10 protein-coding genes are annotated in these 14,136 nt (G+C 72.0%); 5 read left to right on the top strand and 5 right to left on the bottom strand.

Translation table 11 applies throughout. The features are described 5' to 3' along the window. Positions 1-199: 199 nt before the first annotated feature. Positions 200-1,336, top strand: coding sequence for a magnesium and cobalt transport protein CorA (locus tag DZA62_RS24095; protein WP_116951492.1), 1,137 nt, complete (start codon positions 200-202; stop codon positions 1,334-1,336). Between the two features lie 32 nt (positions 1,337-1,368). Further along, entirely contained in the window at positions 1,369-2,295 is a 927-nt protein-coding gene (locus DZA62_RS24090) for an LLM class F420-dependent oxidoreductase (RefSeq protein WP_116951491.1), read from the top strand. Positions 2,296-2,400: 105 nt separating this feature from the next. On the opposite strand, the gene glmS is transcribed toward DZA62_RS24090, so the two are convergent. The 4 genes from glmS to DZA62_RS36485 form a co-directional block, all read right to left on the bottom strand. Beyond that, positions 2,401-4,224: a glutamine--fructose-6-phosphate transaminase (isomerizing) gene (gene glmS, locus DZA62_RS24085; RefSeq protein ID WP_116951490.1), complete on the bottom strand. Its 1,824-nt coding sequence runs from the start codon at positions 4,222-4,224 to the stop codon at positions 2,401-2,403. Positions 4,225-4,289: 65 nt separating this feature from the next. Further along, on the bottom strand, positions 4,290-4,568 hold the full coding sequence (locus DZA62_RS24080) for a hypothetical protein (RefSeq protein ID WP_116951489.1): 279 nt from the start codon (positions 4,566-4,568) through the stop codon (positions 4,290-4,292). Between the two features lie 60 nt (positions 4,569-4,628). Next, a complete protein-coding gene (locus tag DZA62_RS24075) occupies positions 4,629-5,294 on the bottom strand; it encodes a response regulator (RefSeq protein WP_116951488.1) in 666 nt (221 codons plus the stop codon). Further along, positions 5,291-7,372 (bottom strand): sensor histidine kinase, encoded by a 2,082-nt coding sequence (locus DZA62_RS36485; protein WP_198664119.1) that lies wholly within the window; start codon positions 7,370-7,372, stop codon positions 5,291-5,293. Before DZA62_RS36485 ends, DZA62_RS24075 begins: the two co-directional genes overlap by 4 nt. A gap of 137 nt (positions 7,373-7,509) precedes the next feature. Between DZA62_RS36485 and DZA62_RS24065 the strand changes: the two genes are divergently transcribed. Further along, the gene (locus DZA62_RS24065; protein WP_116951487.1) at positions 7,510-8,154 is read left to right on the top strand and encodes a hypothetical protein; all 645 of its coding nucleotides are present in this window, start codon (positions 7,510-7,512) and stop codon (positions 8,152-8,154) included. 155 nt (positions 8,155-8,309) lie between these two features. Next, positions 8,310-9,452, top strand: coding sequence for an acyltransferase family protein (locus tag DZA62_RS24060; RefSeq protein ID WP_116951486.1), 1,143 nt, complete (start codon positions 8,310-8,312; stop codon positions 9,450-9,452). A 196-nt stretch (positions 9,453-9,648) separates the two neighbouring features. On the opposite strand, the gene DZA62_RS24055 is transcribed toward DZA62_RS24060, so the two are convergent. Next, entirely contained in the window at positions 9,649-10,800 is a 1,152-nt protein-coding gene (locus DZA62_RS24055; RefSeq protein ID WP_116951485.1) for a hypothetical protein, read from the bottom strand. Between the two features lie 145 nt (positions 10,801-10,945). Here DZA62_RS24055 and DZA62_RS24050 point away from each other — a divergent pair, with 145 nt between their 5' ends. Further along, entirely contained in the window at positions 10,946-13,783 is a 2,838-nt protein-coding gene (locus DZA62_RS24050; protein ID WP_116951484.1) for an aconitate hydratase, read from the top strand. The last annotated feature ends 353 nt before the right edge of the window (positions 13,784-14,136 follow it).

Below are 14,136 nucleotides of genomic sequence, written 5' to 3'. Positions count from 1 at the left end.
CCGCCGGAGTCCGTCGTGGACTATTCTTGACCACGGCACAGCGGCGACGAATCGGGAGGTGAGGCTGCCATGCGCAGTGAACCCCCTAGTCATGCGCCGCAGGGCACCGAGGTCACGGGCAGCTGATGTCTGGCGGCCGGGTGTTCCTGCGTCGCGCGACACCCGATTCCGTCCGCCTCACCGTCCCGGGAGCGACGTCATGCCACCTCGTCGTCAGCGCGCCCTGCGCGTCATCCGTCCCGCCCTGCGCCGTCAGGGCCGGGACAACTCCGTGACCGATCGTCCCGCCGACGAGCCCGAGGCCACCGAGCCCCGGTCGAGCATCGTCGACGCCGCGCTGTACCGCGACGGCAAGCGCATCAGCACGCCCAGCTCGCTGGCCGAGACGTACCGCCAGCTGCGCGCCGACGCCGAGGCGATGGCGTGGATCGGCCTGTACAAGCCGAGCGACGCCGAGCTGCTGTCGCTGGCCGACGAGTTCGACCTGCACCCGCTGGCCGTCGAGGACGCCATGGAGGCGCACCAGCGGCCCAAGCTCGAGCGTTACGGCGAGACGCTGTTCGTCGTGCTGCGTGCGGCGCGCTACATCGACGCCATCGAGGAGGTCGACTTCGCCGAGCTGCACCTGTTCGTCGGTCCCGGCTTCGTCATCACCGTGCGGCACGGCTCGGCTCCCGACCTCTCCAGCGTCCGGCGCCGCATGGAGGACGACCCTGACCTGCTCGGGCTCGGTCCCGAGGCCGTGCTGTACGCCGTCCTCGACTCCGTGGTCGACGGCTACGTGCCGGTCGTCAACGGCGTCAGCAACGACGTCGACGAGATCGAGGTGCAGGTGTTCGGCCGCGACCCCAAGGTGTCGCGGCGCATCTACGAGCTGTCGCGCGAGGTGCTGGAGTTCCAGCGGGCCACGCGGCCGCTGTCGGGCATGCTGTCCGGGCTCGAGGGCGGCTTCGAGAAGTACGGCACCGACGAAGAGCTGCAGCGCTACCTGCGCGACGTCGCCGACCACGTCACAGAGGTCACCGAGCGCGTCGACGGCTTCCGGCAGGTGCTCTCCGACATCCTCGCCGTCAACGCCACGCTGGTCACCCAGCAGCAGAACGAGGAGATGAAGTCCCTCACCGAGGCCAGCTTCGCGCAGAACGAGGAGCTCAAGAAGATCTCCTCCTGGGCGGCCATCCTGTTCGCTCCGACCCTGGTCGGAACGATCTACGGCATGAACTTCGACAACATGCCAGAGACCCACTGGGCATTCGGCTACCCGTTCGCGCTGATGCTCATGGCCATCGTCTGCGCCACGCTGTTCGTCGTGTTCCGGAAGAAGGACTGGCTCTGACGCTGCCGGGTGGGCCGTGAAAGGCTGGGCCCATGCAGCTCAGGATCTTCACCGAGCCCCAGCAGGGGGCCAGCTATGACGACCTGCTCGCCGTCGCGCAGGCCACCGAGCGGCTCGGGTTCGACGCCTTCTTCCGCTCCGACCACTACCTGAAGATGGGTTCCGTCAGCGGCTTGCCCGGCCCGACCGACGCGTGGACCACGCTGGCCGGCCTGGCCCGCGAGACGTCGCGCATCCGACTCGGCACCCTGGTGTCGTCGGCGACGTTCCGGCACCCCGGCGTGCTGGCCATCCAGGTCGCGCAGGTCGACCAGATGTCCGGGGGACGGGTCGAGCTGGGGCTGGGCGCGGGCTGGTTCGCGCAGGAACACGCGGCCTACGGCATCCCGTTCCCGGAGAAGCGGTTCGGCCTGCTGGAAGAGCAGTTCGACGTCATCACCGGGCTCTGGAACACCCCGGCCGGGTCGACGTTCGACTACGCCGGGTCCCACTACACCGTGTCCGACTCTCCGGGGCTGCCCAAGCCGGTGCAGCAGCCGGTCCCGCTGATCGTCGGTGGCAACGGCCCGCGCCGCACGCCCGCGCTGGCCGCGAAGTTCGCCGCCGAGTACAACTCCTCGTTCCCGGCGAAGTCCGACATCGCCGACCGGTTCGGCGCCGTTCGCAAGGCCTGCGAGGACGCCGGCCGCGACCCCGACTCGCTGGTCTACTCGGTGGCGCTGGTCGCCTGTGTCGGGGCCGACGAAGCCGAGTTCGCTCGGCGCGCCGCCGCCATCGGGCGCGAGCCGGCCGAGGTCCGCGAGAACGGGCTGGCCGGCACGCCGCAGGAAGTGGTCGACGGCATCAACGCGGTCCGCGAGCTCGGCGCCGGCCGCGTCTACCTGCAGATCCTCGACCTCGCCGACCTCGACCACCTGGAGCTGATCGCGGCCGAGGTCGCCCCGCACGTCGCCGGCTGACCCCGGGGAAATGATCACGTTGAGTGGGGGTGTCCCCGCTTCACCAGGCATGCATTCCTGGTGAAGCGGGCGAACGCCTACTTGACGTGATCATTTCCAGGACGCCTACTCGACGGTGACCGATTTCGCCAGGTTGCGCGGCTTGTCGACGTCGTGGCCGAGCGTCAGGGCGGCGTGGTACGCGAGCAGCTGGAGCGGGATCGTCAGCAGCAGCGGATCCAGCTCCGGCTCGCTCTTCGGCACCGTGATCACCTGGGCGGCCGCGACGCCGAGGGCGACGCCGTCGTGCGTCACCACCACGAGCGGCCCGGAGCGCGCGGTGATCTCCTGCAGCGCGCCGAGGTTGCGGTCGAGCAGCTCGTCGTCGGGGACGATCGCGACGGTCGGCAGTTCCGGGCCGACCAGCGCGAGCGGGCCGTGCTTCAGCTCGGACGTCTGGTAGGCCTCGGCGTGCCGGTAGGAGATCTCCTTGAGCTTCTGCGCGCCCTCGCGGGCGACCGGGAAACCGCGGGTGCGCCCGACGAAGAACAGGCTGGGGGCCTGCGCGAGCTGTTTCGCGACGTCGGCCAGGTGGGCCTCGTCGTCGAGGATCGTCTCGATCTGCTCCGGCAGCTCCTGCAGCGCCTGGATGAGGCGGCGCCCGTCGGCCGGCGAGACGTCGCGGATACGGCCCAGATGCAGGCCGAGCAGCGCGAACCCGACCATCATGTTCGTCAGCGCCTTCGTCGACGCGACCGCGACCTCCGGGCCCGCGTGCAGGTAGACGCCGCCGTCGCACTCCCGCGCGATGCTCGACCCGACCGCGTTGACCAGGCCGATCACCCGGCCGCCCTTCCGCCTCAGCTCCTGGACGGCGACCAGCGTGTCGTACGTCTCGCCGGACTGACTGACCGCGACGTACAGGGTGTCCTTCTCGATGACCGGGTTGCGGTAGCGGAACTCCGACGCCGGCTCGGCGTCGGCGGGGATGCGGGCGACCTCCTCGATGAACTGCGCGCCGGCCTGCCCCGCGTAGTAGGCCGAGCCGCAACCGAGGATCTTGACCCGGCGGAACTCGCGGAGCTCCCGGGCGTCCATCTCCAGACCACCGAGGCGGACGGTGTGGAAGCGCTCGTCCAGGCGGCCCTTGAGGACGCGGCGGACGGCGTCGGGCTGCTCGGCGATCTCCTTGTGCATGAAGTGCTCGTGACCGTCGGTGCCGTAGTCCGACGTGTCCCAGTCGACGGTGACCGCGGTCTTCGTGGTGCGGGCGTCGCGGGTGAACGTCTGGTAGCCGTCGGCCCTGAGCGTGGCGAGCTCGCCGTCGTCGAGGTGGACGACCTGCTTGGTGTAGCGGACGAGGGCGGCGGTGTCGCTGGCGACGTGCATCTCGCGGTCGCCGATGCCGAGGATGATCGGGCTGCCGTTGCGGGCGACGACGATGCGGTCCGGGTGCGCCTGGTCGACGACGGCGATGCCGTAGGTGCCGTCGATGCGGTCGAGGGTGGCGAGGACGGCGTCCTCGAGGGTGCTGCTGCCGCTCTGTGCCCGGGCGATCAGGTGCGCCAGCACCTCGGTGTCGGTGTCGGACGTCAGCTCGACGCCGTCCGCCGTCAGCTCGGTGCGCAGCTGGGCCGCGTTGTCGATGATGCCGTTGTGCACGACGGCGACCCGGCCGTCCGCGCTGAGCTGCGGGTGGGCGTTGCGCTGCGACGGGACGCCGTGCGTGGCCCAGCGGGTGTGGCCGATGCCGACCTTGCCGCCGAACCGCTTCGGCAGGCTCGCCTCCAGCTCGCGGACCCGGACGGCGTCGCGATGCAGCCGGATCTCGTTCGGGCCCAGGACCGCGACTCCGGCGGAGTCGTAGCCGCGGTACTCCAGCCGCGCCAGGCCGTCGACCAGGATGGGGGCAGCCGGCTTCGCGCCGACGTATCCGACGATTCCGCACATGGTGGCGTGTCCTCTCGTTGCCTCGTGTTCAGGTCAGCGGGCCGCAGGGCGGCCAGGGGGCGGCGTCAGCCGTAGACGATGCGGCGCAGCTGCCGTGCGGACAGCTCGGGGGCGCGGAATGGACGGTGCGCCAGTTCGGCGCGGATGCGCTCGAAGATCTCCTCGTTCTTCCCACCGCGCAGTTGCAGCTCATGGTGACGCCTGCGCACGTAGTCCTCGACGTGTTCGGAGAAGTACGCGGCGACGTCGGCGACGACCCGCCGCGCCTCGCCGGCCGGCAGCCCCGTCGTCCGGATGATCTGCTCGACGAGATCCGCGGCGTTGTGCGTCACGCGTCCCACCATGCCTTCGGGGCGCCGGATTGCCAAGAATCTGCCCGGAATCGGGCAGGGTCCGATGATTCGTCAGCCGCCGGGCTGCACCAGCCCGGTCTCGTACGCGATCACGACGGCCTGGGCGCGGTCGCGGAGGTCCAGTTTCGTCAGGATGCGCCCGACGTGCGTCTTGACGGTCTGCTCGGCCAGCACCAGCAGCTCGGCGATCTCGCCGTTCGACCGACCGGCGGCGATGAGCTTGAGCACCTCGGTCTCCCGCGGCGTCAGCACTCGCAGCCGCTCCGGCCGGGGCCGGTCCTGCTGCGGGCGACGGGCGAAGTCGGCGATCAGCGTCCGCGTGATCGACGGCGCCAGCAACGCGTCGCCGGCCGCCACCACACGGACGGCGTGCACGAGATCAGCCGCCGGCGCGTCCTTGAGCAGGAAGCCGCTGGCGCCGGCCCGCAGCGCCTCGTACACGTAGTCGTCGAGGTCGAACGTGGTGAGCATGACGACGCGCGGGTGCCGGTCACCGGGCGCCTTGAGGATGCGCCGGGTCGCCTCCAGCCCGTCGAGCACCGGCATCCGCACGTCCATCAGGACGACGTCGGGCTGCTTGCGCCACACCGCGTCGACCGCTTCGGCCCCGTTGGCGGCGCTCCCGGCCACGTCGATGTCGTCCTGCGCGGCCAGCAGTGCCCCGAACCCCTCCCGCACCATCGCCTGGTCGTCCACGATCAGCACACGTATCGTCATCCGCCGGCTTCCTCGTTCTCCGCGCCGCTGCCGGCGCGCTCGTCGGTGTTCGGGTCACGCTCGGCGCCGGCCTGGCCGCCGGTCGCCGCCTCGCCCGCATCGGTGCCGGCGGTGGTGCGGTCGGCCGTGGCTGTGGCCGTGGCCGGGTCGCTGGGCGCGACCGTGCCGGCCTGATACGGCAGGACCGCCGTCACGGCGAACCCACCAGTCGCCGTCGGCCCGGCCGTCACCGTCCCGCCCACGACGGCCGCGCGTTCCCGCATGCCAGGCAGCCCGTGACCGTTCGCCCCGGTCGTCCCGCCCGACGCGGTCGTCCCGTTCGTCTTCGTCGGTGCGGTTGGTGCCGCGGGCGCCGTGTTCCGGATGCGAAGCTCCACCGACCGCGGCGTATAGAACACATCGACCGTCACCTCGGTGCCGGGCGCGTGGCGGACCGCGTTGGCCAGCGACTCCTGCACGATGCGGTACGCCGACAACCCGACCGCGGCCGACACCTCCGTCGCCGGCGCCCCGGCCGTCGTCAGCTCCACCGGCACGCCCGGCCGCCGCGCGCCGTCGACCAGGTCGGCGAGCTGCTCCAGACCCGGCTGCGGCGCCAGCGCGACCGTCTCGTCCGTCCCGCGAAGCACGCCGAGCAGGCCGCGGATCTCGTCCAACGCCTGCCGGGCGGAGCCGCTGATCGACGCGAACTCGGCGAGCGCGTCGTCGGACAGTCCGTCGATGCGGTACGGGGCGGTCTCCGCCTGCACGACCACCAGCGACATGTGGTGGGCGACGACGTCGTGGAGGTCGCGGGCGATGCGGCTGCGTTCCTCCAGGACGGTGCGGCGAGCCTTCTCCAGCTCGCTGAGCTCGGTCTGCCGCTCGAGGTCGCGGCTGGTGCTGCGACGCGCACGGACGAGGTCGCCGATGACGGCGATCGCCGTCACCGCGACGATCATCGTGACCGCCGTCCCGGCGTCGTCGCCCGTGCCCGTCAGCATGGCTGCGACGGTGATCGCCCACGCGCAGACCGTCGTCCACCGGTCGTACCGCACGGCGACGAAGAACACGGTGACGAGCCAGGTCCACTGGAAGATCACCGGCCAGGCGCCGTCGTACTCGCCGTCGCTGGGCGTGCCGAGCGTCACCAGCACGACGCCGAGGACGGTGGCGATGCGCCAGCCGACCAGTGGATACCGGTCGACCAGCCCGAGCGGCACCGCCATCGCCATCGCGACCACGGGCACCAGCAGCGGATGGATGTCGACCGACGCCTCCACGGTCGAGGTCGCCGTCCAGAACACGACGAACGCGGCCACCCACGGCACGTACCGGCGCACCCATGGCGCGACCCCGTTCGCCTCGGCGGCGGGCGGCGGTCCCCAGTCGGCCACCACCTCGGTGAGCCCGGCGCGCAGCAGCGCAGGCAGGTCGGCGGCCGCTACCGGCGCCTCGGCCGGCCGGATCCGGAACAGCGGGATGCGCCTGGCCACCATCCCCGCCACCCCGAACACCGCCGCGCCGACCGCCCAGCCGGTCCGCAGGTCGTCCGGCACCGAGACGGCGAACAGGATCGCCGTCGCGACGGTCGCCACTACGGGGACGGCGAGATCGCCCAGCACACGCGCCGCCCGCTGCTGCCGCCGTGGCCGCCGGCCCTGCTTCGGCCGGCGTCGGCCGTCGGCGTCGGTGGTCGCGGCCGCGCCGCCTTCACCGGTCGGCGAGCTTGCGTCGTCCGCGTCGTCCTCGTCCTCCGGGGCGCAGGGGGAGCGCGACCACGGCTGTGGCTGCAGCCCCGTCGCGACCAGCAGCGCCAGCAAAACCACTCCGTGCACGGTCGGCCACGGCCACGGGTCGCCGTCGATGACGTCGTAGCTGCGCGACACCAGCAGCGCGGACCCGGCCGACAGCAGCCAGCCGAGCGCCGGCAGCGTCGTGATCAGCCCGAGTGGCGCCGCCGCGGCCAACGCCACCAGCGGCGTGGCGTTCACCGGCACGTCCAGTACGTCGCCGGCGGTCTGCAGGGTCACGACGAACGCGGCCGCGGCGCCGAGCCACGGCAGCCACGACCGGGCGGTGCGCCGATCGCCGTTCACGCGACTCACATTAGGGCGGCGGCCGCGGCGGCGCGTCGTACTACGGGGGTGTCCCTCAGGGGATACCAGCGGGGTAGCTCGAACCTGGCTCCCTAGCGGGACGATCCGCCGAGGCCGCGTTCCTAGCGTCCGGCGGCATGAGGAATCGCATCGGACTGATCGCGGCCGCAATACTCGCGTCGTTCGCGTTGACCGGAGCCGGACAGGTGGTGTCGCCGGCCGCTCCGGAGAACGAGCCCGCCGCCCACGCGGTCGCCGTTCTCACCGCCCGGCCAGGCGGCTCGGGCGGCGCTGGTGGCGCTGGCGGTGACCTCGCGGCGGGGCTCCCCGCGGATTTCGCCGAGGTCATGGGCTATCGGCCGGTGCCGGTGACCGACCCGGACGGCTCGGCGCACCTGATCGATCCGGACGGCGGCTGTTCGTGGCTGGGCGACACCACGTACGCCTTCGGCCGGGCGTGCCGGTCGCACGACCTCGGCTACGACCTTCTCCGCTACGCGACGGCGAAGGGCGGCGAGCTGGGGCCGTGGGCGCGCCGGGCGATCGACGGACGATTCGCCGCAGACCTGCGGGAGCGCTGCGCCGAGACCGACGGTGGGGCCGGTTGCGCGGCGCTCGCCCGCGTGACGACCGGTGCCGTCGGGTTCAACTCGTGGCGGCAGGGGTTCGGCAATCCGGGCGCCGAACCCGTCTGGCCGTATCTCGTCTCGGGCGTCCTCATCCTCGGCGCCGCCGCCGGTCCCTCGGTGATCCACCGCTTTCGGCCGCGGGCATCGCGGTGACGCCCCGCGACGCGGTCCCGGCCCCAGCCTCCGTCCGGGACCCAGCCCCGGCCTCCGCCCTGGCCCCGGCCCTGGCGGCCGGTGCGGCGGCCGGCGCGGCGGCCGGCGCGGCGTCCGTCGTCGCCACGTCTGGCGCATCGACGCCCGCTGCGGCAGTGACCGCCGGAGCGCAGCCGGACGCGCCGGGCTCGGGTTCCGGGTCGGCGCGGGATCGGCTCGTCGACGCGGTCCGGGCGGCGAGCCTGGCGGTGGTGGTGCTCGGTCATTGGCTGATGGCGTCGGTGTCCGTGTCGGCGGACGGCCGGGTGATCCCGGAGAACGCGCTCGCCGAGCTGACCGCCCTGCGCCCGGCGACGTGGGTGCTGCAGGTGATGCCGTTGTTCTTCATGGCCGGCGGCTTCGCGAACCTGACGGTCTGGCGGCGCACCGTCGCGGCCGGCGGCGGCCATGTGGCGTTCGTGCGGTCGAGGCTGACCCGGCTGTGGCGTCCGGTGCCGTGGTTCCTTCCGGCTGTCCCGCTGATCGGTCTGGCGGCATTCGCGGCCGGCCTGCCCACCGGCGGCGCCGTGCGGCTGGCGGTGCTGCTGCTGCAGCCGCTGTGGTTCCTGGCGGTCTACACCGGGATCATCGCGATCGCGCCGGTGCTTCTGCGATGGCACTCGGCGGCGCCCCGGACGGTCCTCGCCGGGCTGGTGGTGGGCGCGATGGTCGTGGACGCGGTGCGGCTCACCGGCGGGCCCTCCGGGGTGACGGCAGCCAACCTGGCGCTGGTGTGGCTCTTCGCCCATCACCTGGGCGTCTGGTACGGCGACGGCCGGTTCGCGGCGGTGGCGCGGCGTCGGCTGTGGGTGGTGCTGACGGCGGCCGTGGTCGCGCTGGTGCTGCTGACCGGCCCCGGCCCGTACCCGGTCAGCATGGTGGGCCTGCCCGGGCAGCTGTCGAACATGTCGCCGCCGACCGTCTGCGTGCTCGTCCTGAGCATCGGCCAGGGCGCCGCCATGCTGCTGGCTCGGCGACGCCTGGAGCGCTGGCTGCGGCGACCTGGGCCCTGGGCGGCGGTGGTGCGGTTCGGCTCGGTGGCCATGACGGTGTACCTGTGGCACCTCCTGGTGCTGGTGGTCGCCTTCGGGGCACTGCTCGCCACCGGGCAGGTCCCGCCGCAGCCGGGCTCCATGACCTGGTGGCTCACCCGACCGCCGTGGTTGATGGCCCTGACGATGGTGCTGGCTGCAGTAGCGGTGCTCATGGCGCGGCTCCGCGGTGCGAGCCGACGTGCGAACCGACGTGCGAACCGGTGACGGTGGTGGGTGGTCGTTGAGACGGCGGGCGTGTCGGTTGTGTGCTCCGGTGTCACAGGTGGATCGGGCCGGCGGACGATCGGACGAGCAACGGGTGTAGCCGGCGGCTGTGCGCCGGCACCTGACCGATCGATCCCGCGGCATGCCCGCGCGGCGGAACCGGCTGGCGACGGCAATGGCGGGACATCAGGGGCAGTCATGGCAGTGGGATCTCGACGGTGAGTGGTTGAGGCGCCTGGAACTCGTACCGCACATCGGGTGGGAGCGAGACGGCGCCGGTGGGGCGGTAGGCGAGGCTCACGGAGCCCACGTCGTCGGGGACGAGGAAGGCGAGAACGTCGGACGGCGTCGGCGGGTAGGCGGGCATCGCGAGGCCGGCATCGTGCATGACGGTCCAGCTGGCGGCGGCATCGAGCTCGGCCCGCCAAGAGGGGTTGGCGAGCGCCTGAAGGTGATCGTCGACCCGGACGATCAGCCACGCGTGCCCCGGCGGTGCCCAGCCCTCGAACCGGTCGAACGGCGCGAGGAACACCGCGGTGACCCGGCCGCCGTAGCCGACGTCGAGGCCGCCACTGGCGAGGTGGCCGGCGCCGGTACCGAACTCGACCTCGAGCTGGGCCTTCGTGCGGACGGCGATGGTCCGCGGCGGCCAGGCCGGGAGCGACGCCGGCACGTCGCTCGGCCGGTCGTAGACCACCCGGGACACCGCCGACGTCACCTGGCCGGTGCGGAGATCGAGCCGCTGATCGGCGCCGTCGACGGTGGCGATGAGCGCGGTCTCGGCGTCGTCGGCGGTCGCGGAGACCAGGAGGAGATCTTCGGGCGCACGGTCGCCACAGGGCAGGTCGTCGCAGCGGAGCACCAGCGGGTCGTCGACGCCGTCTCTGGTGATCGGCAGCCGTTCGGATCCGGTGTCGAGCCAGAGGGTCGTCGCGGCGTCGCGAGGCGTCCGGTCCGGACCGCCGCCGACGCGGGTCGGATCGGCCGGCGGAGCGAGTGGCGGGGGAGCGGTGACCCGGACTTGCCACACCCGCGCGACGAGATCGGTGCGGGCGCCGAGCTGCCTCCCGCCCGCTGCCTCCACCGTGACCGTGGCGGCCGGCGTCACCAGGCGCAGCGACGGCGACAACGGCTCCAGCCCGCCGACGCCGCCGGCCCGCACCAGCACCGCAGCGCCCGGCGTGACCTCGACCGGAAGCGGCCACGGGGGTGACCCTGAACCCGTCGTCGCACCGGTCTTCACCACCGGCGCCACGGCACCCGCCGGTGGTGCCGCGGCGCCGGCGTCCGGGCGCGCGTCTCCCGCGCACCCGGCCGTGACCAGAGCGACGACCGTCAACAGCAGCATCCATGTCTTCACGTCTTCTATGGGTCGATCGGGGAGGGCGAATGTGACAGTGGGGGCGAAGAAGATTTCCGCGTGATATCTTGAAGTCAAGAGACTTCCAGTTAGGCGAGCCTCAGCGCGCGGGCGATCACCGCCGTGCGCGACGATGACCGCAGCGAACCATGACGCGAGAGGTTGGGGATCGAACGTGACCAGCAAGGACAGCTTCGGCGCGAAGGGAACCCTGCAGGTCGGTGATGCCTCGTACGAGGTGTACCGGCTGGCCGCCGCGGGTGACGTTGGCCGGCTGCCGTACAGCCTGAAGATCCTGCTGGAGAACCTGCTGCGCACCGAGGACGGCGCCAACATCACCGCCGACCACGTCCGCGCGCTGGTCGGCTGGGACGCCACGGCGCAGCCGAACACGGAGATCCAGTTCACGCCCGCGCGCGTCGTCATGCAGGACTTCACCGGTGTGCCGTGCGTCGTCGACCTCGCCACCATGCGCGAGGCCATGAGCGACCTCGGCGGCGACCCCGGGAAGATCAACCCGCTGGCGCCGGCCGAGCTGGTCATCGACCACTCCGTCATCGCCGACGTGTTCGGCGCGCCCGACGCGTTCGTCCGCAACGTCGAGCTCGAGTACGGCCGCAACAAGGAGCGCTACCAGTTCCTGCGCTGGGGCCAGGGCGCGTTCGACGACTTCAAGGTCGTCCCGCCGGGCACCGGCATCGTGCACCAGGTCAACATCGAGCACCTCGCCCGCACCGTCTACACGAAGACACAGGGCGGGACGACCGTCGCTTATCCCGACACCTGTGTGGGCACCGACAGCCACACCACCATGGTCAACGGCCTGGGCGTGGTCGGCTGGGGCGTCGGCGGCATCGAGGCCGAGGCGGCCATGCTGGGCCAGCCGGTCAGCATGCTGATCCCGCGGGTCGTCGGCTTCAAGCTCAACGGCAGCCTGCCCGACGGCGCCACCGCCACCGACCTCGTGCTCACCATCACCGAGCAGCTGCGCAAGCACGGCGTCGTCGGCAAGTTCGTCGAGTTCTACGGCCCGGGCGTCGCCGAGGTGCCGCTGGCCAACCGCGCCACCATCGGCAACATGAGCCCCGAGTACGGCTCCACCATCGCGGTCTTCCCGATCGACGACGAGACCGTCCGCTACCTGCGCCTCACCGGCCGGACGGACGAGCAGGTCGCGCTGGTCGAGGCCTACGCGAAGGAACAGGGCCTCTGGCACGACCCCGCGCACGAGCCGACGTTCTCCGAGTACCTCGAGCTCGACCTCGGCACCGTCGTCCCGTCCATCGCCGGCCCCAAGCGCCCGCAGGACCGCGTCTCGCTGACCGACGGCAAGACGGCGTTCCGCACGTCGCTGCGCGAGTACGTCGCGCACGACGAAGGCCCGCACACCAAGCTCGACGAGGCCGTCGAGGAGTCGTTCCCGGCCAGCGACCCCATCGCGCTCGAGGCCAACGGCGACGACGAGCCCGCCCGCGAGCTGGCCTCTGCCGCCGTCGGCGCCGATGGTCGTGCGTCCGCGCCGATCAAGGTGACGCTCGACGACGGCACCGAGTGCGAGATCGACCACGGCGCCGTCGTCATCGCGGCCATCACGTCCTGCACGAACACGTCGAACCCGTCGGTCATGATCGGCGCGGCGCTGCTGGCCAAGAACGCCGTCGATCGCGGCCTGAACCGCAAGCCGTGGGTCAAGACGACCCTCGCGCCGGGATCGAAGGTCGTCATGGACTACTACGAGCGCGCCGGCCTGACGCCGTACCTTGAGAAGCTGGGCTTCCACCTGGTCGGATACGGCTGCACGACGTGCATCGGCAACTCCGGCCCGCTGCCTGAGGCGGTGTCGGCCGCCGTCGAGGAGAACGACCTCGCCGTCGTCTCCGTCCTGTCGGGCAACCGCAACTTCGAGGGCCGCATCAACCCCGATGTCAAGATGAACTACCTGGCGTCGCCGCCGCTCGTGGTCGCATACGCGCTGGCCGGCAGCATGGACATCGATATCACCACCGAGCCGCTGGGCACCGGCAGCGACGGCGAGCCCGTCTACCTGCGCGACCTGTGGCCGTCGCCGGCCGAGATCGAGGAGGTCGTCGAGTCGGCCATCGCCAGCGAGATGTTCACGCGCGACTACGCCGACGTGTTCGCCGGCGACCAGCAGTGGCAGTCGCTGCCGACGCCGTCGGGCAACACGTTCGCCTGGGACGCGTCGTCGACCTACGTGCGCAAGCCTCCGTACTTCGACGGCATGGGCGTCGGGCCGTCGCCGGTCGGTGACATCGCGGGTGCGCGGGTGCTGGCCAAGCTGGGCGACTCGGTGACGACCGACCACATCAGCCCGGCGGGCGCCATCAAGGCCGACTCGCCGGCGGGGCAGTACCTGTCGTCACATGGAGTCGCTCGCCGTGATTTCAACTCCTATGGCTCCCGTCGCGGCAACCACGAGGTGATGATCCGCGGGACGTTCGCCAACATCCGGCTGCGCAACCAGATCGCGCCGGGCACCGAGGGCGGCTTCACCAGGGACTTCACCGCGCCCGACGCTCCCGTGACGACCATCTACGACGCGTCGGTGGCGTACGCGGAGGCCGGGGTGCCGCTGGTCATCCTGGCCGGCAAGGAGTACGGCTCGGGCTCGTCGCGCGACTGGGCGGCGAAGGGGACGGCGCTGCTGGGCGTCCGGGCGGTCATCGCGGAGTCGTACGAGCGCATCCACCGGTCCAACCTCATCGGCATGGGCGTCCTGCCGCTGCAGTTCCCGGAGGGGACGTCGGCCGCTTCGCTCGGGCTGACCGGCGAGGAGACGTTCGAGATCACCGGTGTGACGGCGCTGAACGACGGCGAGACGCCGGCGACGGTGCACGTCCGCGCTGGTGACGTCGAGTTCGACGCGGTGGTGCGCATCGATACGCCGGGCGAGGCGGATTACTACCGGCACGGCGGCATCATGCAGTTCGTGCTGCGCAGCCTGCTCTGAGGTTCGTCCTCACGGTTCGTCGAGTCGGCGCCGCCGGCCGGTCTGTCGTCCACAGGCCGGCCGGCGGTGCCGCGTTGTCCACAATTCCGGCATCGGTGGTGGCGACCGGCCGGCCAGATCTGTTGATCTTGACGACATGCGAACCACATTCGACGACGTCAGCCACCTGCGCCGCGCAGGGCACGGCCTCCTCAGCCGCACCGAGGCCGAATCGCGAGGCGTCGGCAGGTCGCGCCCGGAGCCGGCCGGGCCGGGCGGTTGCCGACGTCCGGCGCCGATGCCGTCGTGGCGTGACCACGCGCCTCGTCGTCGCGTCAGTATGGGGTCTTCCGGCCCGATCACCCGGGGCGCCG

It is taken from the genome of Jiangella endophytica (genome assembly GCF_003427025.1).
GTDB lineage: Bacteria > Actinomycetota > Actinomycetes > Jiangellales > Jiangellaceae > Jiangella > Jiangella endophytica.
This window is presented reverse-complemented; position numbering and strand designations above follow the sequence as displayed.

Coding starts and splice junctions, on each gene's coding strand:
- DZA62_RS24095 (WP_116951492.1), top strand. CDS start 200: ATGCCACCTCGTCGTCAGCGCGCCCTGCGCGTCATCCGTCCCGCCCTG.
- DZA62_RS24090 (WP_116951491.1), top strand. CDS start 1,369: ATGCAGCTCAGGATCTTCACCGAGCCCCAGCAGGGGGCCAGCTATGAC.
- glmS (WP_116951490.1), bottom strand. CDS start 4,224: ATGTGCGGAATCGTCGGATACGTCGGCGCGAAGCCGGCTGCCCCCATC.
- DZA62_RS24080 (WP_116951489.1), bottom strand. CDS start 4,568: ATGGTGGGACGCGTGACGCACAACGCCGCGGATCTCGTCGAGCAGATC.
- DZA62_RS24075 (WP_116951488.1), bottom strand. CDS start 5,294: ATGACGATACGTGTGCTGATCGTGGACGACCAGGCGATGGTGCGGGAG.
- DZA62_RS24065 (WP_116951487.1), top strand. CDS start 7,510: ATGAGGAATCGCATCGGACTGATCGCGGCCGCAATACTCGCGTCGTTC.
- DZA62_RS24055 (WP_116951485.1), bottom strand. CDS start 10,800: ATGCTGCTGTTGACGGTCGTCGCTCTGGTCACGGCCGGGTGCGCGGGA.
- DZA62_RS24050 (WP_116951484.1), top strand. CDS start 10,946: ATGACCGCAGCGAACCATGACGCGAGAGGTTGGGGATCGAACGTGACC.